The sequence below is a fragment of the Gordonia sp. LMA167 genome, from assembly GCF_058130025.1.
This window is the reverse complement of sequence record NZ_CM176708.1, coordinates 1,085,946-1,111,447: the sequence shown is the minus strand read 5'-3', so window position 1 is coordinate 1,111,447 and position 25,502 is coordinate 1,085,946. Positions and strand designations below refer to the sequence as shown.

The window sequence follows — 25,502 nt, the reverse complement described above, 5'->3', positions numbered from 1 at the left end:
GGCGTATCGTCGAAAGCGGTGACTGAACCGAGACATTGGGACAACCAACGAGGAGGACACCGATGCCAGAACGCGATCCGGGCCCGTCGGTCAAGGACGACGAACTGTACGAGAAGCTCCGTGACGAGGGCAATTCAAAAGAGAAGTCGGCGCGCATCGCGAATGCCGCGGCCAACGAATCCCGATCCTCCGTCGGCGCGAAGGGCGGTCACTCGCCATCGTATGAGGACTGGACCGTCGACGAATTGCGTGATCGTGCAAAGGAACTCGACATCACCGGCTACTCCGACATGCGTAAGGACGAGCTGATCGAGACCCTGCGCAACCACTGAGCGACGCTCCGCCGCGCACCGGGCCACGTCCGGTCAGCGCGGCAGCAGTCCTGCCCGCCGCGCAGCGATGACCGCCTCGAGCCGGGTGGCGGCGCCGAGCTTTCCCATGGCGTCCTTCATGTAGCCCTTGGCCGTCTGCACCCCGATGCCGAGTTCCTCCGCGATGCGCCTATTGCTGTGGCCGAGCGCGGCCAGCGCGAGGACGTCGGACTCACGTCGTGTGAGGGTGACGGTCGGGTCGGCTTCGGTGGCGCTGTCGAGGAGCGCGTCGGTGATGCGGGCGATCTCCTCGGCCACCAACTGATCGTCGAGGCTGCGGCCCAGCGTTCGCAGCCGTCCGTAGGCCTCGGTGAGTCGATCACGAAGTTCCGCGACATCCGCCGGGTCCGACACCGAATCCGTGGCGACCCGGCTCACGACGATCTGCTGTTCGAGCGCACGTGCCTCGGCGGCCAGGACGTCGAAGGTGCGGTTGCCGATCGGGTCGGTGCTGTGCAGGGCGCCGTAGAGCACCGCCACCGGCTGCCGGTCGACGATCACGGGGACCGCGGCCATCGCCCGGAGACCCTCGGTCGCGATGATCGTGTTGTATCGGTGGGTGATCCTCGGGGTGCGGAGATAGTCGTCGACCGCCACGGGTCGCTGGACGCTGATGACCTTGCCACCGAGTCCGTGCCCGATGTCGACGGACACCCCGGCGAGCGCTCCCCGGGTGGGGCCGACGAAATGTTCGAGGCGCACGGACTGACCTTGTCGATTCGCCTCTCCGGACACCATGCCGGCGAACGCGAGCGAGACACCGCTGGCCCGGCGCACCCGGTGCAGCGCGTCTATCACCAACGACGCCTCGCTCATGTCACCTCCGGATGATTCACGCTGTCCCCCTCTTCGGGGGGTGTACCCGCGTCGTCAGGACGCGCAGAATGTGACCCACATTACCGCCTCGGCGTGGTCCGGCCCGGGCCGCGCGTTCCGCCGACAGCACTGAAGGTCCCTCACGATGACGCAGACCGCTCCCACCCCTGCCGACCACACCCCCGCCGACCACACCCCCGTCACCGAGACGCTCGCCGAGTGGCTCGCGATCTACGGCGACGACCAGGCGAACGCCGCCAAGCTCTTGGTGGACCGGCACGATCCGGCTGCGGTCGCCTTCACCACGATCGACGTCGACGGCGACGATCTGGTGACCGTCGACCTGACCTACGGGGAGTTGGCCGACGCCTCGAAGCGGTTCGCGTCCGCGTTGGCCGAGATGGGTGTCGGTAGCGGCGACACGGTCGGCGTGCTGATGGGCAAGCGCGCCGAACTGGTCGTGTCGCTGCTCGCGATCGCGCGACTCGGTGCGGTGTACATCCCGTTGTTCACCGCGTTCGCGACACCCGCCATCGAGATGCGCGTGACCGCCGGGAAGGCGCGGGTGGTGATCACCGAGCCGAGTCAGGCCGCCAAACTGGAGGGCATCGACGACATCACGACCGTCGTGGCCGGTGAGCAGTTCGATGCGCTGGTCGCCGACCACGAGCCCCTCGTCGAGTCGTCGAGCGTCGGGGGCGACGGCGCGCTCATCCTGCTGTTCACGAGTGGGACCACCGGCGCCCCGAAAGGCGTGCCGGTGCCGGTGCGGGCACTGGCCGCCTTCCACTGCTACATGCATTACGGCCTCGACGTCTCCGCCGACGACGTCTTCTGGAATGCGGCCGATCCGGGCTGGGCGTACGGCCTGTACTACGGCATCCTCGGCCCGCTGGCGATCGGACGTCGAAACCTGTTGCTGCACTCCGGTTTCTCGCCCGAGCTGACCGCGCGGATCATGCGCGAGCTCGGGGTCACGAACTTCGCCGCCGCACCGACGGTCTACCGGTCGTTGTCCAAGGACCCGTCGTTCACCGGACTGTCGCTGCGCCGCGCGTCGTCGGCGGGCGAGCCGCTCACACCCGATGTCATCGAGTGGGCGCGCGCCACTCTCGGCACCGAGGTCCGCGACCACTACGGCCAGACCGAGCACGGCATGTTCATCAACAACCACTGGCATCCCGATGTGGCCGAGCCCCTGGTCCCCGGATCGATGGGCAAGCCGATGCCCGGTTTCGCGACCGGGATCGTCGACGGTCAGATCGCCATCGACGTCGCGAAGAGCCCGCTGATGTTCTTCGACGGCTACCTCGACGCCCCGGACAAGACCGCGGCGCGGTTCACCGAGGATCGTGCCTGGTACCTGACCGGCGACACCGGGCGCATGGACTCCGACGGCCGCTTCTACTTCTCGGCCCGCGACGACGACGTGATCATCATGGCCGGCTATCGCATCGGGCCGTTCGACGTGGAGAGCGTGCTGATCACCCATCCGTCCGTGGTCGATGTGGCGGTTGTCGGCCGGCCCGACCAGCTGCGCGGCGAGGTGCTCGAGGCGTTCGTGGTGCTCGCCGACGGCGTCGACGGCACCGACGACCTCGAGCGTGAGCTTCAGCAGCTGGTCAAGACCGGCTTTGCCGCCCACGCCTATCCGCGAACTGTGCACTTCGTCGACGCACTGCCCAAGACCCCGAGCGGCAAGATCCAGCGGTTCATCCTGCGCAAACAGGACTGACGCCTCTCGCCGCTCGGGCAGGAGGTGACGGGCTCGAGCGTCACCACCGGGTCCTTGGGGAGCGAGTCGCGCAATACCAATGCCACCACCACACCGGTCCTTGAGGCGCCGCCCTGAGGAGCGAGCCTGCGAGCGTCACGAAGGGCACGAGCGATGCGTCACGAAGGGCCGACCCTTCGTGACGGCCCTTCGCTAGCGCTCCGGGCCTCCTCAGGGATCGGGAAGAGGGTAAGAGCCCTGCGCCGTCACGAAGCCCTTCGTGACGGCCCTTCGCTAGCGCTCCGGGCCTCCTCAGGGATCGGGAAGAGGCGCGGCCAACCCCGTCGCGAGGCGCCGACGCGCGGCCACCTCGTTGCCAATTCATGGCTACGTCGTCGCCGGTGCGGCAGCCGCTTCGTACACGGCGGAGACGGGCAGGATCTCGACGCGATCGGGTCCCTTCAGCAGCGCGGGGTCCTCGTCCGGCAGCGGGTCGGTCGCCATGATCGCCTTGGTGGCCTCGAGCAGCGCCTCCTCGCTGTCGGCCATCGAGACCACGACCTCGGTGCCGTCGGCGCCGCGGCATACGTAGGCCGAGCGCACGCCCGGTACCGCCATCGCCGCAGGCGCGATCCGATGCTGCTCGGCGAACTCTGAAGCGGCGACCTGTTCGGGTGTACGCGGGCCGTCGAAGTAGGTCAGTTGGATGTACATGATGTCGCTCCTCGGTGGTCCGGCGCACCGCTCCGGCGGTGAGGTGATGGTGCGCGTCAAGTCTGTGTCCGAACGGGCTGCGGCGAATCAGTGCCAGCACGTAGTCGAGTACGCATTCGGCGGTCCATACTCGCTACGTGGAGGCACCGTTCGTCGGTCGTGCGCACGAGGTGGCGCAGCTGCGTGGTGCCGTCCTCGCCGCCGGACAGGGGCGCGGGCGCATCGCGGTGATCTCCGGACCCGCCGGGATCGGGAAGACCCGGCTGACCGATGTGGTCACCGACATCGTGTCCGACCTCGCGATCCCGATCGCCCGGGGACGCGCGGTCGACGACGACGGGATGCCGGCGCTGTGGCCCTGGCGGCGGGTGGCCCGCGACGTCGACGGGTTGCGGGCCGTTCTGGACGGGCAGACCGATCGGGCGTCGACCGGCGCTTCTCGGTTCGAGTTCCTCGAGACGGCCGCTGATGTGGTGCGCGTCGAGGCAGCACCCCGCGGGCTGGTCATCGTCCTGGAGGATCTGCACTGGGCAGACCGCACCTCGCTGCTGCTGTTGCGCCATCTCGTCGCCGATCTGACGGGCACCCGACTGCTCGTGCTCGTGACTGTCCGGGATCCCGCCGGAGCCGCCGGGGATCGAGCGGCCGAGGTGCTGTCGGAGCTGCAACGGGCGCCGAGCGCGCTGTCGATTCCGCTGGCCGGGCTCGCTCGGGCCGAGGTGCGCCGATGGCTGAGCGAGGCGATCGGATCCGCCGACATCTCCGACCGACTCGTCGCCCATGTCCACGACGGGACCGATGGCAACCCCCTGCTCGTGCGCCTGATCATCGAATCGATCCGGACCGGCGGTACATCGTCGTTGCCGGACTTCTCGTCCCGGTCCCAGGTCAGGCAGCTGACGCGCGGAATCCTGCGCCCGCTCGAACCGTCGACACGTGAAGTGCTCTCCGCCGCAGCAGTACTCGGCGAGCACCTCGACCCGACCGTGATCGCTCGGATGCTGGATCGCCCTGCGCACGCGTGCGCCACCGCGATCGACGAAGCCGCTGCTGCCGGGATAATCCTCTCCACCCCCGGCCATCTCGCGTTCACGCATGCACTCGTGCGCGACGCGATCCACGGCGACATCGGTGAGATGGAACGTCGGACGCTCCACGCGGCTGCCGCACGCGCGCTCGCCGAGCGCGATGACACCGACGAGATAGCCGGGTTAATCGCCACGCACTGGCAGCGCGCCGGAATCCCCACGCACGCCGGCGACTGCGCCCGGTGGGCCGAACGTGCCGCCGACACCGCATGGAAGTCACACGCCTACGCCGAAGCCGCGGATTTCCGCTCCATTGCACTGGACGTCACACCTGACGACCGCGATGGCCGCCGACGACGCCTGATGCTCGACACCGCGCGAGCCGAGTTCGCCGCCGGTCGCATCGCAATCAGCCTCGACCACAGCTGCGGCGCAGCAGATCTCGCAGAGATCGCCGGCGATCACAGCACGTTGGCGGAGTCGGCCCTGGTCGTCAGCGGAATCGGTTCCGCCGAGGTCATGAGTGTGGTCGACGATCTGTGCCGCCGGGCCCTGGACATCGTGCCCGACGCCGACACCGCCCGGCGAGCCCGACTGCTGGCTCAGCGCGCCATGGCTGCGGCCGAACGTGAGGACAACCAGACACAGGCACGGTTGTCCGAATCGGCACTGGAGATCGCTGAGCATAGCGCCGATCCCGATGCGCTGCTGGACGCCATCGCGGCCCGGCACCTGGCATTGGCGTCATGCGGGCGTGAACGTGAGCGAGAAGAACTCGCACGCAGGGCAATCGGCCTCGCCGACCGATCCACCCAGCCACTGGCGACCATGTGGGGGCACGTCTGGATGGCCGACGCCGGTTTCGGCACGGGGAACATCGGGTTGGTCGAACGCTCGCTGGCCGAGCTGGATCGGACCGCAGCACGACACCACCTCCGGCTGGCCCAGTGGCATGCGCTTAGGGTCAGGGCCGTGCTGGATCTCCTCCGCGGGGACATCGCCACGGCGCTCGTACACAACGAGGCGTCGGCGGCGCTCGGCGTCGTGATGGACGACTCGTCGCTACGGGGGATCTCCGACGCATTCACCTCGCAGGTGTACATCCTCCGCGGGCAGGTCGACGATCTCGCGACCACCCGCCGGATGATCCACGCAGCCCAACGGATCCAGCTCGCGCGGGTGTTCCTGCCCGTGATGCTGGCGATCGCCGGTGAACACGACGAGGCCACTGCCGCGTTCGAGGAGTTCCGCCACGTCCCGGACACCGACGCCCGTGGACCTCGCTGGGTGCCGCTGCTGGTTCAGATCGGTTACGGTGCTGTGTTGTTGGACGACGCCGTGACCGCCGCCAAGGTGTTCGACCATCTCGCATACCTGCGCGACGATTACGGTCCGGGCGGGGGTGTGGCCAGTCCCGGGGCGTTTGCCCGGGTGCTCGCGGATCTGGCCCGGGTCGCCGGCCGACGCGACGAGGCCATCGCGCTGTATCGGCAGGCGATCACGATGAACACGCGAATAGGGTCACGCCCCTACGTCGCGCTGAGCCGACTGGGTCTGGCCACCGCGCTGGCCGAGGGTGGCAACCGCGGTGACCTCGACCAGGCGGTCGAGCTCGCACGCAGCGCCGCGGATGAATGCCGGCGGCTCGACCTCCCCGGGCATCTGCGTGCCGCGACGGATCTGCTGTGCACGCTGGGTGCAGGCCCTTCGAGCAACGGATCATCGCCGAACCCGTTGTCCAAGCGAGAGAACGAGGTTGCCACCCTCGTCGCCGACGGGTTGTCGAACCGCGACATCGCCGACCGGCTGTTCCTGTCGGAGCGGACCGTCGAAGCCCACGTGCGCAGCATGCTCACCAAACTCGGGTTCTCCAACCGCACCGAAGTCGCCGCGTGGGTGGTGCGAAGGAAGAACAGAGAACGTTGAGAAAGCGGACCGAAGCTGTCCGCAATTGGCAATAGCGTCGTCATCACCAGCACGAACAACGAGAGGGACGATCATGGCCGGCACCTACACCCCCGTCGCACTGCCCTTCACCGTCAGTGGAGAGAAGGAGGACCTGCTCATCCTGCTCGCCGATCAGCGAGCGCTGTTCAAGGTGACGCTGCAAGGAATCACCGAAGAGCAGGCGCGGCAGCGCACGACGGTGAGTGAACTGACCCTCGGGGGACTCCTCAAGCATCTCGCCGTCGGTGAACAGGGCACGCTCAGCGAACTCATCGAGCGGGACGAGACGGCCGAGCTCGACATGGCCCAGGCGGCGCACGCCTACGATCTGACCGACGACGAGACCGTGGCGGACTGGCTGGCCGAGTACGACCGGGCGGCGACGGCGCTCGACGAGTACGTCGCGAACGTCGGCAGCCTCGACGAACTGATCCCTCAGATGACCGCGCCCTGGCAGCCGGAGCGGGAGTGGTGGTCGATCCGGAAGATGTTGTTGCACAAGCTTCGTGAGACCGCCCATCATTCCGGTCACGCCGACATCATCCGCGAGGCGCTGGACGGACAGACCACCATGGCGGCGATTTACGACGGCCCCGACCCGGCCGAGTGGAACTGACGGCACGCTGTCGGACGCGCTCAGCTCGTCGAGACCTCCGCATTGCCGCGCGGGGCGACGTCGACCGGGTCGAGCGCCGACACCTCGATCGGCACCCCGGTCATGTTGGCCATCCCGGCCAGGCGTTCCAGGTCCGCCGGATTCGATGAGATCAGCTCGTTGACGTTGACGCCGCCGCTGCCCAGCTCGTTGGCCGCGGCGGCGTTGGCGCGGGTCCAGCCGCCGGTTCCGTTGTGTCCCCAGCCATGCGGGATGGCGACGACGCCGCGCTTGATGTCGTCGGTGAGGGAGACGGGCAGCTCGATCGCGCCGTGCGCGGACCGCACGGCCACCAGGTCGCCCTCGCCGATGCCTCGGTCGCGCGCGTCGTCGGGGTGCATGCGCGCCACGTGCAGCCGACCCCCGCGCAGCAGCATCGGCGCGTTGTGCTGCCAGCTGTTCTCCGAGCGGATCTCCCGCATGCCGATGAGTCGCAACGGTAGTCGCGCATCATCGGGAGTCGCGAGTCGGTCGATCTCGGCGAGCAGCTCGGGCTCGTCGAGGTGAATCCGGCGGTCGCGATAGGTGACCGTGTTGCGCAGGCGGCCAGGTTCGAGCCCGTCCGCGACGACGACGCCGTGCGGCTGGTCGTTCACGAGGCGTCGATAGGTGAGACCGCCGCGACGCAGACCGAATCGGTCGCCTCCGGCGCCCATCCGGATCACCAGGTCCGACAGCCGCTGCGGGTTCCACAGCCTGCCGAGACCGGCGGACACGCGGTTCATCAGATGCAGACCACCCACCAGCACAGAACGTCGCGACAGGGCCGCGATCAGTTCGTTGACGACCGTCCATTCCTCGCGGGCCTCGCCGCGTGGTGTGATCACCGGATCGGTCGCCTGTTTGAACGGTGTGGTGAACAGTGCCTGGAACGGCAGCAGGAAGTCGCCGCGTTCGTACATGGTGGTGGCCGGGAGGATGTAGTCGGCGTGGGCGTTGGTCTCATTGCGATAGATGTCCAGGGAGACCAGGAGATCGAGGTCGTCGAGTGCAGCGCTGAGCTCCGGGCCGTTGGGTACCGACAGCACGGGGTTGCCGGCACCGACGAACAACGCGCGGAGCTGTCCGCGACCGGCGGTGGTGATCTCCTTCGCCATCACCGACGCCGGCGCGGTACCCAGCACCTGGGGGAGGTTGCCGATGCGACTCCGCCGGGCACCCCACGCGAATCGCGACACCCGCTGCAGCGCGGCGACGCCGAGGCGTTGACCCGGGATGCCCAGATCGCCGAACATCGATCCGCCGACGACGTCGAGGTTGCCGGCGACCAGGTTGACCATGTCCAGCAGCGCGGTGGTGAGTGTCCCCGTCCGCCCGAGCGAGGTACCGACGCGGCCATACACGGCGGCCCGTTCGGTGTGGACCAGCGAGCGGGCCAGGTCGCGGGCGACGTCGGCCGGTACATCGGTGATCTCTGCCGTCGACTCCGGTGCATACCCGGCGACGATGCGCGCCAGGCTGTCCACGCCGCGGGCCCGGCGATTGAGCCGGTCCACATCGACGAGCCCTTCGTCGAACATCACATGCAGCAGCGACAGCAGAAAGAACGCGTCGGTGTCCGGGACGATCGGCAGCCATTCGTGCTCGCGCGCGGTCTCGGTGCGACGCGGATCGACCACGAGGACACGACCGCCACGGGCGGTGATCTCGTTCAGTCCCTCCCGAATCCGCGGTGAGCTCATCACGCTGCCATGGGAGACAACCGGATTGGCGCCGATGATGAGCAGCAGCTGCACGCGGTTGATGTCCGGGATCGGCGCCGCGACCGGATTGCCGTAGAGGAAATGACTGGCCACGAAGCGGTTGTTGACGTCCTGCGACCCGGCCGAGTACACGTGCGGCGTGCCGAGAAGGCTCATGAACACGCCTGCCCAGAGGGTGTGCCCGGTCGAGAAGGTGGCGGGGTTGCCGATATACCAGCCGATGCCCGAACTGCCGTGACGTCGATGCACGTCGACCAGTCGCTCGCCGATGTCGCTGAGAGCCTCCTCCCACGACACCTCGTCGAACTCGCCGTCTCCTCGCTTGCGCAGCGGGCGCAGCACACGATCGGGATCGTTCACGATCTCGGTGAACGCGATGCCCTTGGGGCAGGCGAAGCCCTGCGACAACGGATGCTGCTTGTCCGGGCGGAGTCCGACGAGCCGGTCGTCCTCGACGGTCGCGATCATCCCGCAGAGCGGCTCGCAGATCCGGCAGTAGGTGACTTTCTCTTCACGCATGAGATCTTCCCTGGGCTGTGGGTGTCGCGGTGCGGGTGATCGCGGTGCGATCTGACAACAAGTGTTGCATGATGTCGGTCCGCTCACGCCCGAATGCTGTCGACCGCCGTGACGATGTTCTGAAAGGTGATCTGCGCCTGCGCCCGCGCGTCGTCGAGCGTGGTGGCACCGCGTTCGACCAGGCCCACGACGCCGATGACCAGCATCGTGACCTGCGCGGCCGCGAACACGGGGTCGAGGCGGTCGTCGATCTCCCCCTGCGCCTGTCCCCGACGGATCGCCCGGACGACCGGGGCCGAGGCCCTGGCCTCGAGTTCGAACAGGGTCGGGTCGGTGCGTCGATACATCAGGATGAACCGATAGCGCTCCCCGATGGTGATGGCGTCGTCGAGGTAGGACCTCAGCGCCGGCACCACCGGCCCTTCGGTCGGCAGCCGGAGGGCCAACGCGGCCGAGTCCGCCAACGCTTCGGCGTGCAGGGCGGTCAACAGTTGCTCGCGATTCGTGAAATGCCGGTACAGAGTGGCCCGATTGACCCCGGCCGCCTCGGCGATCTGCTGCATCGACGCGTTGGGCGACTGCCCGAGGAGCGTGATCGCACCCTCGATGATCGCGGTGCGATTCCGTTCCACGTCTGCGCGTGCTTGCGTGGCGAGCGTCACAGGCATAGCGTACATGCAACATCGATGTCGCACTTTTGCCGGCACCGATGGTGCTGTCGCTGTCTTGCGGCGGTCGGGGCCGCATGACAGCGCCGCAAGACAGCGGGGATCGACGCACGCCCGGGTGCGCACCGGGCGTGCGCCGATTCCCCGTACTGGTGGGGTTCGACGAACTACGGTGACGGCAGCGGTTCACCGCGTGCAACAGAGATCGGCGATCACGAGGATCATTGCGCACGTGGGTGATCGAGAGCTCTCGACGAGGAGGTTCCGATGGATGAGAACACGGCAGGCGCAGCTCACGGCAGCGCCGCGGACGCGGACGGCTCAGAGGCGTTCCACGACGTCATCATCCTCGGCGCAGGGCTGTCCGGCATCGACGCCGCTTACCGACTGCGCCAGGAGAATCCGTCCCTGCGGTACGTGATACTGGAACGCCGGGAGCGGATCGGCGGGACCTGGGACCTGTTCCGCTATCCCGGCATCCGGTCCGACAGTGACATCTTCACCCTCAGTTTCCCGTTCGAGCCGTGGCATCGGCCGGAGGCCCTGGCCCAGGGAGGGGACATCCGGAACTATCTGGCCGAGACCGCCGAGAAGTACGGCATCGACGAACACATCCGGTTCGGACATCACGTGCGAAGCGCGGACTGGGACTCGGGGACCGACAGCTGGACAGTCACCGCGACCGCCGACGGGACCGAGCAGACCTACCGGGGCCGGTTCGTCTATTTCGCCACCGGGTATTACGACTACGACGAGCCGTACACGCCGCACTTCGCCGGCATCGACGACTTCACCGGCACTGTCGTGCATCCCCAGAAATGGCCGGAAGATCTCGACTTCACCGGCAAACGCATCGTGGTCATCGGCAGCGGCGCGACCGCGGTCAGTCTCATCCCGTCGCTGACCGAACGGGCCGCCCATGTCACGATGCTGCAGCGGTCGCCCTCCTACATCGTCTCGATGAAACAGAAGCAGCGGCTCAACCCACTGATCCGGAAGGTGCTGCCCGCCAAGGCCGCTCATCAGGTCATCCGGACGCGGTACGCAGCCCAGACAGCCGCTCTGGTCCATGCGGTGCACCGGTTCCCGACGATGGGACGGAAGTTCGTGACCGCCGGGGTGCGCAAAGAGCTGCCCGACGACTACCCGATCGATGTGCATTTCAATCCGCACTACAACCCATGGGATCAGCGGATGTGCATGGTCCCCGACGCCGACCTGTTCCAGGCGATCACCGACGGGTCGGTCGAGATGGTGACCGACCACATCGATCACATCGACGCCACCGGTGTCGCGGTGAAATCCGGCCGGCATCTCGACGCCGACGTGATCGTCACCGCGACCGGACTGCAGCTCCTGGCCTTCGGCGGCATCACCATCCGCGTCGACGATGCCGAGGTCAAGCCGCATGATCGGTTCGTCTTCAAGAACCATCTGCTCGAGGATGTCCCGAACCTGGCCTGGTCGGTCGGCTACACCAACGCGTCGTGGACGCTACGCGCCGACATGACTGCCCGCGCCGTCGCGAAGCTGGTCAAATACATGCGCTCACACGGCTATACACACGCCTACCCGCATCTGGGCGAGGTGTCGATGGCGGCGCAGCCGGTGTGGGATCTGAAGGCCGGGTATGTGGAACGCAGCCCCGAGGCCCTGCCGAAGTCCGGGACGCACGGCAAGTGGAAGGTCCGCCACAACTACTACCGCGACGCCATCGACCACTACACCGACAACATCGAGGATTCGATGGTGTTCGGCCGGGCGCCGGCCGCCGTGACTGCGTCCTGACCCGACCAGTAGATGGAGACCCCGGCCGTCCCCACCCCACCCGGTCTCCGAGGAACCTCGCGAGAAAACGAACAGAACGTCCCCACCCGGTCCCTGAGGAGCCTCACGACAAACGAACAGAACGTCCCCACCCGGCCCCTGAGGAGCCTCGCCAGGCGCCGCCCTGAGGAGCGAGCCTGCGAGCGTCACGAAGGGAACGAGCGATGCGTCACGAAGGGCCCGCCCGACGTTCGCACCTGAGGTCCGCCCGATCGGCGTATCGTCAGCCCACGGAGGTCTGCGATGGTCGACTGGGATGGTGAACGATACGCCGACGTCAGCGGGTTGCAGCGCATGGTCGCCGAGGCGTCGATCCGAGACATCGACCTCGCCGGTGACGAGCGTCTGCTCGACGTCGGATGTGGCGATGGTTTCATCACCATGCTGCTGGCCGAGCGACTGCCGCGCGGCACGGTGGTCGGGGTCGACGCGTCGCGGCGGATGATCGATGCGGCGCTCGCCCGCGTGCCCTTGGACATGTTGCGTGTGCAGTTCCACGTCGATGACGCACTGTCGCTCCCGTTCGATCGCGATTTCGACATCGCGGTGTCCTTCAATGCCCTGCATTGGGTGATCGATCAGACCGCAGCGCTGGCACAGATTGCCCACAGTCTCGACGACGGTGGCCGCGCGGTGATCCAGGTGGTGTGCGCGACCGACCGACCGAGCATCGAGGACCTCGCGATGCAGGTCGCGGCGAGCCCGGCGTGGCGCGCGTGCTTCAGGGATTTCGACCCGCCGTACATCCACGTCGACCCGGATCGGTTCCGCGCATCCGCCGAACAGGCAGGATTCACCGTGACGGACATCCGCATCGATGACCTGCAGTGGCAGTTCGACTCAATCGAAGACTTCACGCAGTGGTTCGCCGTCGGGGCGACGGCGTGGACGGTGCGCATTCCCGACGACCGGGTGGACGATTTCGCCGCAGAGGTCGTCGTTCGGTATCAGCAGTCGATCGATGCGTCGGCCCTGTTCCGGTTCGGTCAACTGCGGGCCGCACTTACTCTCGCTCCTCGATGACGGGACACGGTGGGTGTACATGCGTACACTCAAAACCATGGCCGCATCAGCCGACGCCGACGAACTCGGCGCTCTGACGCATCTCGCCCTCGCCGAGCTGCGGGACGCGATTCATGGCCTGAGCAGCATGCACCGCTCCGTCTCCACCGGCATCTTCGGGGCATTGCGGCCGATTCTCGGCCCGACGATCGAGTCACCGCGTATGGTGCACGACGCCGTGAGCGAGGGCACCTACCAATCTCTCGGAGCCCTGCTGGACACCGCGGAATCGATCGCGGACCGCTTGCCGCCGTCGGACCGCGCACTCTCACAGACACCCCGTGGTGCCGCGCTGCTCGGGATTCTCAACGGATTGATCGGCGACGAACTCGCCGCCGACCGATCGCCACTCGCCACCGACATGTCGATCCGGGTGAACGGTGCACCCATCTCGATCGGTACCCGATCTCTGGAGCGTGCCTTTCCCGCCGCGACCGGTCATCTCGTCGTCTTTCTGCACGGGCTGATGGAGTCCGAGCGCGCATGGGCGATCGGCGGCAGACCGACGTATGGGGACCGGCTGTCCACCGACATCGCCGCCACCGAGGTGCAGATCCGCTACAACACCGGCCGCCACATCAGCGACAACGGTCGCGACCTCGCCGACCTGCTGACCGATCTGGTGCTGCTCTGGCCGACCCCGGTCACCCGCATGACCTTGGTCGGTCATTCCATGGGCGGTCTCGTCATCCGCAGCGGCTGCCACTTCGCCACCCAGCACGGCGACTATTGGCCCGCGCTCGTGACCGAGACCGCCTACCTCGGTACACCGCACCTCGGGGCGCCCCTCGAGCGCGGGGTGCACGCCCTGTCGTCGGTGCTGCGGTCATCGTCGGCGACCCGTCCGATCAGCAATCTGCTCCGCCGGCGTAGCGCGGGGGTGCGCGATCTCTTCCACGGCAATCTCACGCCGGAGGACTGGGCCGACCGGGAACCCGACGCGTGGCCACAACCGCCCGGCGCCGACGTTCCCCTGCTCCCCACTGCCCGCCACCTGTTCGTCACGGCAACCCTCACCCGCAATCCGAACAATCCGATCGGCCGGCTGATCGGCGACGGCCTCGTCCTGACACCGAGTGGGCGGGGCGCACCGACTCGCACCCGTCTCGGGCTACGGTTCTCCGATGGCCTCGACCTCGGCGGGGCTCATCACTTCACGTTGTTGAACAACGAGGAGATCTATCGATGGCTGCTGGCGAATCTCACACCGCGACAGGCATTGCCACCGGGCCGATCCGCCTGAGCGAGGAGCTCGACTCAACGAGACCCGCGACGCTTCTCGCGCAACCTCGCCCCGGCTCCCCCGGTCCCTGAGGAGCGAGCTTGCGAGAGCCCCCGGTCCCTGAGGACCGAGCTTGCGAGAGCCCCCCCCCCCCGGTCCCTGAGGAGCGAGCTTGCGAGAGCCCCCGGTCCCTGAGGAGCGAGCTTGCGAGCGTCACGAAGGGCCGCCCTTCGTGACGCATCCTCGCAAGCTCGGAGGCTCCTCAGGGAGCGGATGGTGGCGCTCGCAAGCTCGGCGGCTCACCGGGGGAACAGGTGGTCGCGCCGGCAAGCTCGCAGGCTCCTCAGGGAGCGGATGGTGCCGACAAGCTCGGCGGCTCACCGGGGGGAACAGGTGGTCGCGCCGGCAAGCTCGGCGGCTCACCGGGGGAACAGGTGGTCGCGCCGGCAAGCTCGCAGGCTCCTCAGGGAGCGTGTGGTCGCGCTCGCAAACTCGCAGGCTCCCCGGGGGAAAAGGTGGTCGCGCCGGCAAGCTCGCAGGCTCCCCGGGGGAACAGGTGGTCGCGCCGGCAAGCTCGCAGGCCCCCCGAGCCCGGGGTGGTTGGACACGCCTTACTCGGCATCGATCCTGATCACCCGGCTGTGCCATCCGGTCGCGCCGTCGGGGATCGGCGCCACCCGCACCTCGGGCTGGGGGCGACCTGCCGCGTCGGTGGCACGGCAGTACAGCGTGTGCTGTCCCGGTGTCGCATCCCAGTTCCAGATCCATTGTCGCCAGGTGTCGACCGAGTACTGCGGCGCGAGTTGCGCTTGCTGCCAAGGCCCGTCGTCAACGCGTACCTCGACCTTGCTGATACCGCGGTGCTGGGCCCACGCCGTGCCGGCGACCACCACACGACCCGGCGCCTGCCGCGAGAGTGGGGCGGGGCGATCGATGCGCGACGCCGTCTTGATGGGCGCGCGAACACCCCAGCCACGCTGCGTCCAGTACGCCTGAGCACGGTCGAATCGCGTTATCTCCCAGTCGGTCACCCACTTGCACGCGGACACGAACCCGTAGAGCCCCGGGATGACCTGACGGACCGGGTAACCGTGCTCGAGCGGCAACGGCTCACCATTCATCCCGACGGCGAGCATTGCGTCGCGTCCGTCGGTGATCGCGGCGAGCGGCGTGCCCGACGTCCAGCCGTCAACACTCGTGGACAACAGCATGTCCGCGTCGTTGTGCACACCGACGCGGGCCAGGATGTCGGCCATCGGGAAGCCGATCCAGCGAGCGTTTCCGGCGAGGTCACCCCCGACCTCGTTGGACACGCAGGTCAGCGTGATGATGCGTTCGATGGCCGCCATATCCTGCAGGTCGTCCCAGCTCAGCGTGATCTCCCGGTCGACCATCCCGTGGATGCGCAGTCGCCAGTCCCGGCTGCTCAGCCGCGGAACCTGCAATGCGGTGTCGATGCGATAGAACGTCGCGGTGTCGGTGACGAAGGATGTGGCCCCGTCGATGTTGATGTCGGCGCCGGCCGGGATCGGTGATGCTGCCGACGCCGGCGTGGGAAGCACCACGTCACGTCGCTCGGCGAGAACGTCGCCCGAGCGCGACAGTCGTCGAGCGATCATCCCGGAAGCCGCCGAGGCGGCTGCGAGTAGTCCGGTGGCCGCGAGGAACTGTCGCCGGTTCCATCCGGTGGCCGCACCTGCGGTCTGCGGCCTCGCGTTTCGGCACAGCACGATCAGGACGGCGCCCGCAACGACACCGGCCAGCAGCGGGGGCAGTAAGAATGAGGGCTCTGCGGTGGGCCGGGTGAGCTCGGCGAGAATGCCGACGCCCGCGAAGAGTACGACGAACGCGACGCCCCACGGTGGTCGCCGGGTCTGGACAATGCCGGCGAGGGCGGCCAGCACCAGCAGGACCGCGCCCACGCCGGCCATCAGGGCAGTCTTGTCAGCAGTGCCGAACGTGTCGATGGCCCACTCCCGCGCCCACGCGGGCGCGTGGTCGACGAGAAATGCCGCGACTGCTTGATACGGCGACGCGAAGGGCGAGATCGGCAGTGCGACAAGCTCACCGACGGCCATCCCGGCCAACACGGCGACCAGGCCGGATGCCAGTGCGCGCAGGTTCGTCTCGAGTGCACGCATGGTCGGTCTCCTCCCACACCGGCCGGGGTTGACATCGGTGATCTCGACAAGGGTTCGGTGCGTGGGAGCCTGCGGATTGGTCGAAGTTTCGGCACCCGACGAAACCACAGGTGAGAGGACTCGGACAATCGGGACCAATCCGGGGCCACCCGCACACCGAATGCCTCAGTGACCCGCCACGCGGTGGGTGTCAACCACAGATTGGATCGATCATGGCTCTCAAGCGAATTCATCGTGTCTTGACCGTGGCGTCAGGTGTCGCCCTGACTGTCGGGCTCGTGGCCGGCTGCTCCTCGGATGACAGCTCCGACTCGACCTCATCGGCCACGAGTATGGCGCCGATGAGCAGTATGGCCTCCGAAAGCGGTTCTGCCACTGCGTCCGGTCTGGTCGGACCAGGGTGTGCGGCCTACGCGGAGGCGAATCCGACCGGACCCGCATCGGTCGACGGCATGGCGACTGCGCCGGTGGCCACCGCCGCCGCGGCGAACCCGATGCTCAAGACCTTGACCCAGGCAATCTCGGGCCAGCTCAATCCTGATGTGAATCTGGTGGATACGCTCAACAATGGCGAGTACACCGTGTTCGCGCCCACCGACGACGCATTCGCGAAGCTTCCCGCCGAGACCGTGGACACCCTCAAGACCGATTCCAAGATGCTCACCGATATCCTTACCTACCACGTGGTTTCAGGGCAGGTCGCTCCTGATGCCATCGAAGGCGAGCACAAGACTCTCGAGGGTCAGAGCGTCACCGTGACCGGCTCGGGCGACGATTGGAAGGTCAACGAGGCCGGAGTCGTCTGCGGCGGCGTGAAGACCGCCAACGCGACCGTCTACCTGATCGACGGTGTGCTGACCCCGCCCGCCGCCTGATCGCGACGCACGCGCGGCAATGAGTTGCACGCGAACGTCGGATGGGACCGGAGCACAGACTCCGGTCCCATTCGGTGGGGCTTCCCCTTCGTGACGCTTCGCTCGTTCCTCGCGATGCTCCTCAGGGAGCGGGTGGTCACGCTTCGCTCGTTCCTCGCGATGCTCCTCAGGGAGCGGGTGGTCACGCTTCGCTCGTTCCTCAGAGCGGGTGGTGACATCCCTCGTTCCTCGCGACGCTCCCCAGCGCTCAGGGAGCGGGTGGCGACGCGCTCGTTCCTCGCGAAGCTCCTCAGGCTCAGTGAGCGAGGTGGTTAACGCATCGCGTCCTCGCGCTGATCCACAGGGAACCGGGCGGTCACGCTTCGCTCGTTCCTCGCGAGAATCCACAGGGAGCGAAGTGGTCACGCACCACAGGGACCGACTGGCAACGCATCGCTCGCTCCTCGACCGGCGGTGGCCTACGCACATCCCCACGAGGGTTGCGCCTACACAGTCGTTTCCGTCAGTCGCCGCCGACGGTTGGTAGCCTCCACCCGAAACTCGATGCGTCGGCGGGACGCCTAAAGAGCCGTGCCGGACGACCACCACCGACACGGGTGACGGGAGAGCCGTCCCCGTCGGTCTCCACCAGCAGCAATGGCTCGACGCGACGGTTGAACGAATCGCGCATCAGTTTCCGTCCGAGCACCGCCTCGTGGGTCTCCCGGAGGTCTGTCAGAGTGAACGGCGGACGAACCAGCCCGTCCGGGTCCGGCCGGTCCTCGTACCGGGCCCTCAATCCGTCGACCGCGGCCGTGAGCATGTCGTCGTGGTCGTAGAGCAGATGCTCGCCCGACTCCAGTTTCCCGTCCACGGTGACCGGGGTGAGTTCGCCGCGCACGTCCGCCAACGCCTCGACGGGTTGAGCCACCGCATGGGCTATCGAGATAGTCCACCCTCGCGGATCGCGATCGGGTTTGCTGAACACCGCGAGCAGCTGTGGCCGAACCTCCGCCGACAATCCGAGCTTGAGTGCCAGCACCTCGTCCACCGTCTGTTCCACGGTGTTGCCCTCGCGGATGAACCTGCCCGGTAGTGCCGGCGCCCCGCTGTCATCACGCTGGACGACGACTCGCAACGAGCCGTTCTCCACCGTCAGCACAGCGATGTCGACGGCCACATGGGGATGCGGATAGTCGGCGAGCTTGCGCCGGGAGGACCTGGCCACACCGACACAGTAGTCCTGCTCAGGGTCTGGGCAGGGTGCGATGCAAGGGGTTCGAGGAGACCGGCGTGGCCCGCCGGGCTCTACCGGGAACGTTCGACACGACCTGTGGTGTGTCCGCGGTCGCCCGGGTCGCGTCGTGCAAGTGCATCGCGCTGGTCGCACCCACGCCCAGCGCCGGTGCGCCGATCACGCGCCGCGCATCGTGGCCGCAGTCCGGGCAGGTGGCGTCGTCCGGGATGGCGGCCATCGGGTGCTGCTCGGTGAAGTCCGCACAGTCCTCGTCGCACCGGTACACGTAGGTCGGCATGACGACACCTTAATGTCCGACGGGCTCATCCGCCGTCGGCGTGCACCGGCGGTGGATAGTCAGTTCTTGATCGCCCGCATCGGGCCCGGCGTCCAGAGGCCGCCGTGGACGTCGTCGCTGGTCACCAGCTCTGCGTCGACCTGAGGCTTGAGCGGGGTGAGTCGTTGCAGACTGCCCCAGTCCTTCGCCCAGTCGTTGCGGAGGTAGGACGGCAGCACGATCGGACGGAGTTCGTTCTCCACGATGCCGAGCGGGCCGCCGTAGTCGCCGGCCATCCACCGACGCGAATTGACCCGCTCGCCTTCGGCGTCCGGGGTGATCCGCCACTGCGGGGTCTCGAACACCCCGTCGACCACCGAGGCGGGCCGCTGGCAGGGGAATGCGAAGGCCACCTCCCAGTCGAGCAGCACCGGATCATCGCTACCCACCAACGAGTTCAACGTCACCAGCGGTGTCACCCGCGGCGGCGTCACGGCCAGCCACTGCGCCGGATCACCCGACGTATCGTCGGCGACGATGCGCACCACCGATGCCCGGGGCGGGGCCTGGTCGAGGGGGAATCTCAGGTTGCGCCATTCCGGATCGTTGCCGATGTCGAGCGGCATCATCGACGCCACGGTGGTGACCTGGCCATCCGGTTCGACGCGACCGAACTGGAGTCGCAACTTCTGTCCCGGATGGGTGACGGCCAGCTCGTCGATGTACTCGATGCTCCCGGCCACCGACATCGTCACCAGCGGTGCGTCATCGGTCCGCGGCGGCAGCTGATACCAGTCCGAGGTCAGATGGCCACGGCCGGTGGGTGTTCCGTAAGTACCGAGCACCGGGACGCGGTTCTGGTCGAGACCGAACGGCAGCCGCACCGAGGAACCGTTGACCCCGCGCGTGGTGGTTGTGCCACCACCCGTGTCGGCCGAGCCCGCCGAGCCGCTCGGTTCGGATTGCGCGGTCGACGGATCCGTCTGGGTTCGGTCGATCTCGTTGTTCTGCTCGTCCGGATTGGACTCGCTCTCCAGATGTGTGGAGACATCGTTCGGATCGAAACCGGTCATACCCGTGCCGGCGATGGCGGCGCCCGGCGACGGATTGCGCTGTCCGGCGACGTCGGCGGCGGTGAGTACGCCCACGTTCGGGTCGGCCTCCACCATCACCGCGTCGGCCAGCGCACAGGGCTGCCCGCGCATCGCGTCGATGTTCGAGCCCGTCCACGACCACGAATCACGTTGCGTCTGATACGCCTTCGCGAAGGACACAAAGGTGAACAGCAAGACGACGGCGGAGATGATCGCCAACGAGTAGGTCGGCATCCGTTGGATCACGCTGCGGGTCTGCACCGTTGTCGGCGCTTCGCCGCGTTCGGCGAGTCGGTCGTCACGGTAGTACTGCCACGCCCCCAGCAGGGTCAGTGCCACGGCGACGAGCACGATCGGGATGTAGAGCTCGATCCCGGCGACGTTCGGAGTGTCGTCGGCCCAGGGGATTCCGTAGCTGCCCACGTACCACCATTGGTTGCGACCGGCGAACGCGACCGCGAGGGCATAGGCTGCCGCAGCGGCGACGAAGGTCCGATTGCAGCGCCGCTGCATCACGGTCGGCCGCAGGAACACGGTGGCCGCGGCGGCCAATACGCCGGTGAGACAGGCGAATGCGCCGAGCTGGTGAGTGGCCTTGGTCGGCACGAACGCCAGCACGGCCACCGCACCCCCCGCGACGGTGAGCAGCCGCCACAGCGGCGCCGACGCGACACCCGGGACGCGTCGCTTGCTCAGCAGGGTGAGCACGATGATGAGGGCCGCGAGAAATGTCACGAAGATGCCGATGCGGCGGGCGATCGAACCGTCCGGGGTGGGGTTGAGCAGGATGTAGTAGCGCATCCCCTCGGTCCACCATTTGTTGGTGGGTCCGACGATGCCCTGCACCTTGATGCCTTCGAGAATGGTCGCGAGCGGCTGGTCGGCGAAGATCTCGAACAGGATCGCCAGGCCGGCCGCGAGTATCGGCATGAGCAACGGCAGCAGACCGTCCCGGCGACGCCGCCTGCGCAGCCGCCGCAGCAGAGGTCGCACGGCGGCCAGGAGCGGGAGGACCGCGATGGCGCCGGCCGGGTGGATCGTCAGGGTCAGCGTCGCCGACAGGATCGCCAGGGTCAACGGGAAGAACCGTCCGGTGGCCACCGTCCGTTCCACCAGAATCCACGTGAGCAGGATGCCCACGCTGAGCGCGGGTTCCACCCGCAGACCGTTGTTGAACGGCAACCAGACGGCGAGGAACCCCAGCCCGGCCGCCCACATGGCGGCGCGGGAGGTCCGAACCGCCTGGCCGAGACGCGGGATGGCGAACCGACTGATCAGGAACCAGCCGGCAAGTGCGAACAGCAGCGGCAGCAGGCGCAGCCACGGGGTCGCGGTGCTGACCTGCATCCAGAGGGCCAGATAACGGTAGTGCCAGCCGAACGGGTCCTGGGGCGCACCGAAGTACCGGTAGTAATTGTCCAGATAACCTGCGTCGGGGGCGACACGTCCGACGGTGACCTGGTAGCCGTCGTCGGCGGTGTTACCACCCACGAACAGCCACACGACCAGCACGGCGGTGATCACCAGATCGAGCGGGGTCGGACGCCACCAGCGGGCCGGCAGACCCAGTCCGAGGCGGCGGCCGTCGCGGGAGTCGAGAACGGCCAGAGCGATCATCGACGCCACGGTCAGCAGCACACCGATGATGAGCGCCGCCCCCTTCAGCAGGGTCGGACTGGAACTGAAACGCGTGTCGACGGTCGACCGGAACGACAGGCCCGCCGTGGACGCGGTCGACGGCAGGTCGGTGTAGACGCCGATGATCTGCGGGCGCGCATTGGGGTCGTCGAGTGAGAACCGCTGGGGATCACCCCCGCTCGGGACGAAACCGTCCACCGCTCCGCGGGTTCCGGTGGTGTCGGACTGAATTGCGATCCGGCAGTCCGGGTTCTGCTGTGCCTCGGCGCGCGGGACGTTGAGCAGGACGGCGTTGCGTTGGGTGACGAGCAGGCGGTCCGAGGTGGCCCGCACGAACAGTCCGACGGTGCTCGCCTCGGCACCGTTCTCGGGCACCGTGGACAACAACACACCACCGCCGGATGGCAGGTCGGCGGCCAGGGCGCACGGTACCGAGACGTCCATGGACACCGGCACATACGAGACGTTCGGCGCGGCGACGTTCTCGATGGTGTTCGCCTGTGGCCATTGCAGTTCGGTCTTCGTGTAGGTCACCGGCAAAAACGGTGACGCGAGGGCCAGCAGCACCCCGAGCGCGCCGGCCACCACGGCCACGATCTTCGCGATCCGGATCGTCCGGTCACTCGGTGTGGCCCGCCTCGTGGGCGTTTCTTTGTCCGGGTCAGTCATTCTGCGGCACCACCCTGATCGCTCCGGGCCGGGTCCAGCCCCACGTCGTCGAGGTTCCGGTCGTCACGTGCGCGGGCCTGGCGTCCGGCGCGATCGGCGACAGCCGTTGCAGACCACCCCAATCCCGGTACCAGTCGTTGTCGAGGTAGGTCGCCATCGTCGATGCGCGGGTCAGCGCCTCGGCGGTGGTGAGGATTCCACCGTTGATCGAGGCCTGCCAGGTCTTCGACTTCGAGTTGGTGGTCGTCTGGTCGGGCACGATGCGCCACTGTGGTATTTCGCTCACGCCGGCGTGGGTGCTCATGGGATGTTGGCACGGGAACTGGCTGCCGACCGAGAGATCCAGCAGCACCGGCGTCGTCGAGCCCACCACGTCCTGCAGGCTGCGCAGGACGGGCGCGCGGGGCGGCGTGAACGCCAGCCACTGGTCGGGACTCACGTTGTTGTCCACCGCGACGATCCGCATCGCGGTGGCGCCCTGCGGTACCGCCGACATCGGAATCCGCAGATTGCGCCACGGACGGTTGGGCCGTTCGGGTCCGGGATCGATCGGCACGTACGGGGCACCGACCTCGCGGAACTCGCCGGAATCGCCGTCGGTCCGCCCGAACTGCACCCGCAGCGAGCGGCCGGCCCTCGCCAATCCGTCCTCGTCGACCGAGAACACCGGCCCCGCAGCGGTGATCACCAGCAGCGGCGACGACGACCGGTCCGGCAGCCGGTACCACATCGACGTGAGTTCGGCGGTGCCGTTGTCGTGACCGTAGGTTCCCAGCACCGGGGTGTCCTCGGGTCGCAGACCGAAGGGCAGTGCGGCCCGGCTCCCGTTGACACCGACCGGTCCCAGCCCACCCGTGGTCCCGGGGGGTCCGCCCGTCACGACGAACGGGCGGGACAGGTCGCCGGAGGTGTTGATCGTGCCCGCGCCGAGCGAGGTGGGGTCCGGCGTCAGGTCACCCGCGACCCCATCGGGGCCGAACCCGGTGGACTCACCCGCGAGGGCACGCGAGATGTCGTCGGTGCCGATCGGTTGCAGTGCACCGCGATTCGGGTCTTCCTCGACGAGGACGTCGTCGGCCATGCCGCAGGTGTCGCCGGCGAGCGCGTGCATGTTCGCACTGAACGTGGTGTACGTGTCCGATCGTGCCACGGCAGACTTCGCGAACAGTGCCAGCTCCACGACCACCACCAGCAACGCGATCACCAGCATGGGCGACGACGCAATCGCGGTCTGGGTGCGGGACACCGGAGTCCGGTCGTCGCGCACCACCCCGTTGTCGGCGTCGGCGTCGATGCGCAGGTGGAACCACAGGGCCACGGCGAGCGCAAGAACGGTGAGCACCAGGAAGATCGACGACAGGGGCGTCCCGGCGAGGCTGGGCGCCTTGTCGAACCACGAGATGCCGAAGTCGTAGGCCCAGCCCCACGCGTTCTCGCCGGCGGCCGCCAGGGCGCACGCGAACATCAGCACCGCGATGTACATCCAGAGGTTGCGTGGGGACCGGCGCGCCGACTGCGCGACGGCCACGGTCGCCACCGCGGCCATCGCGGCGCCCACACCGGCATAGATGCCGAACTGCACCGTCCACTTCGTCGGCGTGAACGACAGCAACAGCACGGTGAGCAGGATCGCGCCGATCACCCGCCACACCGGCCCCGGGTCGACCCCGCGAATATGCTTGCGCCGCAGCATCACCGCCAACGTGACGAACACCGCGGCCAGCAACAGCAGCAACGGGACCCGGCGCACCAGTGAGCCGTCCTGCGTGGTCAGGGACAGGTAGTAGTAGCGCAGCAGTTCCTGATACCAGTCCAGCGTCGGCCCCACCGTGTACCGGACGCGGATCGCCTCGGCCACCCCGGCCAGTGTCTGATCACGGAAGACGACGATCACCACGAACGCGACGGCGGCGCCGACGGGCGCGATCAACGGAAGGACTCCGTTCTCACCCCGGCGTTTCCGGACGGTCCGCAGCATCGGCCGCGAACCTGCGAGCAACAGCGCCACCGCGATCAGGCCGTGCGGTGCGACGGCGAGGGTGAGTCCGGCCGCGAGGGCAGCACCTGCCGCCGGCAGCATGCGCCGCGTGGCGACCGCCTGTTCGACGCCCCACCAGGTGAGCAGCGATCCGAGCACGACGATGCCCTCGCTGCGCAATCCGCTGGCCAGCGGCATCCAGAAGGCGACGAACACGGCGGCGGCGGTGAGCATGGCCCACTGGGATCGGCGCACCGCGCCACCGAGCCGCGGCAAGAGCACGCGGCTGAGGATGAACCAGCTGACGAGCCCGGCGATCAGGGCGGGCAGCCGCATCCAGACGCCCGCCGTGGAGATCGACTCCCAGTGGGCCAGGAAGCTGTAGTACCAGTCGAACGGCGCCTCGGGGATGCCGAAGAACCGGTAGTAGTTCGCGAGGTATCCGGCATCCGACGCGTTGCGTCCCATGGCCAGGATGTAGCCGTCGTCGGACGTACCCGCACCGAGGAAGTGCCAGATCACCAGCGCGGCGGTCACCGCGACGTCGGCGACCCGTGGTGCGAACAGGCGTCGCAGTCTCACCCGGCCGACCCGTCGGTGGTAGCCGTTGGCGACGTCGACGCCGGCGATGGCGACGAACGTGACGATGACGGCGAGGACGCCGACGATCATCACGAGCAGTTTGATGAGCGACGGGCTGGTGTCGAACCGGTTGTCGACGTCGACGTGGACGGCCAGACCGTCCGACCCGGCCGCCCGCTGCACGGCGCCCGGATCGAGGTCGGTGAAGATGCCCGAGACCTGAGGCCGCTGGTACGGGTCCGCGGTCCCCGCACGACCCGCTCCGATGAAACGGGCCGAGATCGCCGAGAACGATGCGCGCACCACCAGCCGGTCGCACGATGCCAGGTCGGCGCGGGGGAGGTGCACGAGCTCCTTACCTCGCAATGTGACCGTGGCCCCGTCCGGACCGGCGGTCACGGACAGTGCCTTGTTCGTCGCATCGGCGCCGGATGTCGGCATCGTCGACAGCACGACCGTCGGCGAGCCGGATCGGGCGGCCCGGGCCAGGGTGGGGCAGCCGACGGTGACGTCGAGACCCGCGGGGGTTGCCGCGACCAGGGGTGCGGTCACCGACGCGCCGGCCGCGGCCGACACGTCGCGACTCGGCCAGTCGATGGTCGCGGTGCGCGTGGTGACCGGCAGCAGCGGTGTCAGGACGGCGGCGACGATGGCGACGAGTCCGGCGGCAGCGGCAATCACCGCCCAGGTGCGGGCGGTCAGCTGTCGGGGAGTAGGAGTCATCAGACGGTGACCCTAATAGAAGGTGGGAGGTGGGCCGCGTCGCAGCCCGGTTTCGGCCGGTGT

At 68.0% G+C, this 25,502-nt stretch carries 17 protein-coding genes; 8 read left to right on the top strand and 9 right to left on the bottom strand.

The features are described from left to right. Window positions 1-62: 62 nt before the first annotated feature. Window positions 63-332 carry a DUF7218 family protein gene (locus tag ACVT6V_RS04930; RefSeq protein ID WP_489898697.1) on the top strand — a complete coding sequence of 90 codons (270 nt, stop codon included), beginning with the start codon at window positions 63-65 and terminating at the stop codon, window positions 330-332. A 33-nt stretch (window positions 333-365) separates the two neighbouring features. Here ACVT6V_RS04930 and ACVT6V_RS04925 read toward each other — a convergent pair whose 3' ends face one another. After that, the gene (locus tag ACVT6V_RS04925; protein WP_489898696.1) at window positions 366-1,187 is read right to left on the bottom strand and encodes a helix-turn-helix transcriptional regulator; all 822 of its coding nucleotides are present in this window, start codon (window positions 1,185-1,187) and stop codon (window positions 366-368) included. Between the two features lie 145 nt (window positions 1,188-1,332). On the opposite strand from ACVT6V_RS04925, the gene ACVT6V_RS04920 reads away from it, so the two are divergent. Then, the gene (locus ACVT6V_RS04920) at window positions 1,333-2,922 is read left to right on the top strand and encodes an AMP-binding protein (RefSeq protein ID WP_489898695.1); all 1,590 of its coding nucleotides are present in this window, start codon (window positions 1,333-1,335) and stop codon (window positions 2,920-2,922) included. A 366-nt stretch (window positions 2,923-3,288) separates the two neighbouring features. Here the strand turns inward: ACVT6V_RS04920 and ACVT6V_RS04915 are convergent, their stop codons facing one another. Continuing rightward, complete coding sequence (locus ACVT6V_RS04915) at window positions 3,289-3,615, bottom strand: hypothetical protein (RefSeq protein WP_489898694.1); 327 nt, start codon at window positions 3,613-3,615, stop codon at window positions 3,289-3,291. A gap of 137 nt (window positions 3,616-3,752) precedes the next feature. Here ACVT6V_RS04915 and ACVT6V_RS04910 point away from each other — a divergent pair, with 137 nt between their 5' ends. Beyond that, window positions 3,753-6,569, top strand: a complete 2,817-nt coding sequence (locus tag ACVT6V_RS04910; protein ID WP_489898693.1) for a helix-turn-helix transcriptional regulator — start codon at window positions 3,753-3,755, stop codon at window positions 6,567-6,569. Window positions 6,570-6,642: 73 nt separating this feature from the next. Next, window positions 6,643-7,206 (top strand): DinB family protein, encoded by a 564-nt coding sequence (locus ACVT6V_RS04905; protein WP_489898692.1) that lies wholly within the window; start codon window positions 6,643-6,645, stop codon window positions 7,204-7,206. Window positions 7,207-7,226: 20 nt separating this feature from the next. Here the strand turns inward: ACVT6V_RS04905 and ACVT6V_RS04900 are convergent, their stop codons facing one another. Both ACVT6V_RS04900 and ACVT6V_RS04895 read right to left on the bottom strand, forming a co-directional pair. Beyond that, window positions 7,227-9,467, bottom strand: coding sequence for a molybdopterin-containing oxidoreductase family protein (locus ACVT6V_RS04900; RefSeq protein ID WP_489898691.1), 2,241 nt, complete (start codon window positions 9,465-9,467; stop codon window positions 7,227-7,229). A gap of 83 nt (window positions 9,468-9,550) precedes the next feature. Then, complete coding sequence (locus ACVT6V_RS04895) at window positions 9,551-10,135, bottom strand: TetR/AcrR family transcriptional regulator (RefSeq protein ID WP_489898690.1); 585 nt, start codon at window positions 10,133-10,135, stop codon at window positions 9,551-9,553. 267 nt (window positions 10,136-10,402) lie between these two features. Between ACVT6V_RS04895 and ACVT6V_RS04890 the strand changes: the two genes are divergently transcribed. From ACVT6V_RS04890 to ACVT6V_RS04880, 3 genes are all read left to right on the top strand, one after another. Continuing rightward, window positions 10,403-11,923, top strand: a complete 1,521-nt coding sequence (locus ACVT6V_RS04890) for a flavin-containing monooxygenase (protein ID WP_489898689.1) — start codon at window positions 10,403-10,405, stop codon at window positions 11,921-11,923. A 282-nt stretch (window positions 11,924-12,205) separates the two neighbouring features. Beyond that, window positions 12,206-12,985 (top strand): class I SAM-dependent methyltransferase, encoded by a 780-nt coding sequence (locus ACVT6V_RS04885; protein WP_489898688.1) that lies wholly within the window; start codon window positions 12,206-12,208, stop codon window positions 12,983-12,985. A gap of 37 nt (window positions 12,986-13,022) precedes the next feature. Next, the gene (locus ACVT6V_RS04880) at window positions 13,023-14,267 is read left to right on the top strand and encodes a PGAP1-like alpha/beta domain-containing protein (RefSeq protein WP_489898687.1); all 1,245 of its coding nucleotides are present in this window, start codon (window positions 13,023-13,025) and stop codon (window positions 14,265-14,267) included. A 590-nt stretch (window positions 14,268-14,857) separates the two neighbouring features. Here the strand turns inward: ACVT6V_RS04880 and ACVT6V_RS04875 are convergent. After that, on the bottom strand, window positions 14,858-16,387 hold the full coding sequence (locus tag ACVT6V_RS04875; RefSeq protein WP_489898686.1) for a molybdopterin-dependent oxidoreductase: 1,530 nt from the start codon (window positions 16,385-16,387) through the stop codon (window positions 14,858-14,860). A gap of 212 nt (window positions 16,388-16,599) precedes the next feature. Between ACVT6V_RS04875 and ACVT6V_RS04870 the strand changes: the two genes are divergently transcribed. Then, window positions 16,600-17,262 (top strand): fasciclin domain-containing protein, encoded by a 663-nt coding sequence (locus ACVT6V_RS04870; protein WP_489898685.1) that lies wholly within the window; start codon window positions 16,600-16,602, stop codon window positions 17,260-17,262. A gap of 502 nt (window positions 17,263-17,764) precedes the next feature. Here ACVT6V_RS04870 and ACVT6V_RS04865 read toward each other — a convergent pair. From ACVT6V_RS04865 to ACVT6V_RS04850, 4 genes are read right to left on the bottom strand one after another with little or no spacing between them, the layout of a single operon-like run. After that, a complete protein-coding gene (locus ACVT6V_RS04865; protein ID WP_489898684.1) occupies window positions 17,765-18,469 on the bottom strand; it encodes an NUDIX hydrolase in 705 nt (234 codons plus the stop codon). Between the two features lie 19 nt (window positions 18,470-18,488). Continuing rightward, complete coding sequence (locus tag ACVT6V_RS04860; RefSeq protein ID WP_489898683.1) at window positions 18,489-18,776, bottom strand: FmdB family zinc ribbon protein; 288 nt, start codon at window positions 18,774-18,776, stop codon at window positions 18,489-18,491. 59 nt (window positions 18,777-18,835) lie between these two features. Further along, complete coding sequence (locus tag ACVT6V_RS04855) at window positions 18,836-22,156, bottom strand: arabinosyltransferase domain-containing protein (protein ID WP_489898682.1); 3,321 nt, start codon at window positions 22,154-22,156, stop codon at window positions 18,836-18,838. Beyond that, on the bottom strand, window positions 22,149-25,439 hold the full coding sequence (locus ACVT6V_RS04850) for an arabinosyltransferase domain-containing protein (protein ID WP_489898681.1): 3,291 nt from the start codon (window positions 25,437-25,439) through the stop codon (window positions 22,149-22,151). The genes ACVT6V_RS04855 and ACVT6V_RS04850 overlap by 8 nt, the downstream gene beginning before the upstream one ends. Between the last annotated feature and the right edge of the window lie 63 nt (window positions 25,440-25,502).

Coding starts and splice junctions, on each gene's coding strand:
- ACVT6V_RS04905 (WP_489898692.1), top strand. CDS start 6,643: ATGGCCGGCACCTACACCCCCGTCGCACTGCCCTTCACCGTCAGTGGA.
- ACVT6V_RS04895 (WP_489898690.1), bottom strand. CDS start 10,135: ATGCCTGTGACGCTCGCCACGCAAGCACGCGCAGACGTGGAACGGAAT.
- ACVT6V_RS04870 (WP_489898685.1), top strand. CDS start 16,600: ATGGCTCTCAAGCGAATTCATCGTGTCTTGACCGTGGCGTCAGGTGTC.
- ACVT6V_RS04855 (WP_489898682.1), bottom strand. CDS start 22,156: ATGACTGACCCGGACAAAGAAACGCCCACGAGGCGGGCCACACCGAGT.
- ACVT6V_RS04930 (WP_489898697.1), top strand. CDS start 63: ATGCCAGAACGCGATCCGGGCCCGTCGGTCAAGGACGACGAACTGTAC.
- ACVT6V_RS04890 (WP_489898689.1), top strand. CDS start 10,403: ATGGATGAGAACACGGCAGGCGCAGCTCACGGCAGCGCCGCGGACGCG.
- ACVT6V_RS04885 (WP_489898688.1), top strand. CDS start 12,206: ATGGTCGACTGGGATGGTGAACGATACGCCGACGTCAGCGGGTTGCAG.
- ACVT6V_RS04920 (WP_489898695.1), top strand. CDS start 1,333: ATGACGCAGACCGCTCCCACCCCTGCCGACCACACCCCCGCCGACCAC.
- ACVT6V_RS04875 (WP_489898686.1), bottom strand. CDS start 16,387: ATGCGTGCACTCGAGACGAACCTGCGCGCACTGGCATCCGGCCTGGTC.
- ACVT6V_RS04880 (WP_489898687.1), top strand. CDS start 13,023: ATGGCCGCATCAGCCGACGCCGACGAACTCGGCGCTCTGACGCATCTC.
- ACVT6V_RS04850 (WP_489898681.1), bottom strand. CDS start 25,439: ATGACTCCTACTCCCCGACAGCTGACCGCCCGCACCTGGGCGGTGATT.
- ACVT6V_RS04925 (WP_489898696.1), bottom strand. CDS start 1,187: ATGAGCGAGGCGTCGTTGGTGATAGACGCGCTGCACCGGGTGCGCCGG.
- ACVT6V_RS04915 (WP_489898694.1), bottom strand. CDS start 3,615: ATGTACATCCAACTGACCTACTTCGACGGCCCGCGTACACCCGAACAG.
- ACVT6V_RS04900 (WP_489898691.1), bottom strand. CDS start 9,467: ATGCGTGAAGAGAAAGTCACCTACTGCCGGATCTGCGAGCCGCTCTGC.
- ACVT6V_RS04860 (WP_489898683.1), bottom strand. CDS start 18,776: ATGCCGACCTACGTGTACCGGTGCGACGAGGACTGTGCGGACTTCACC.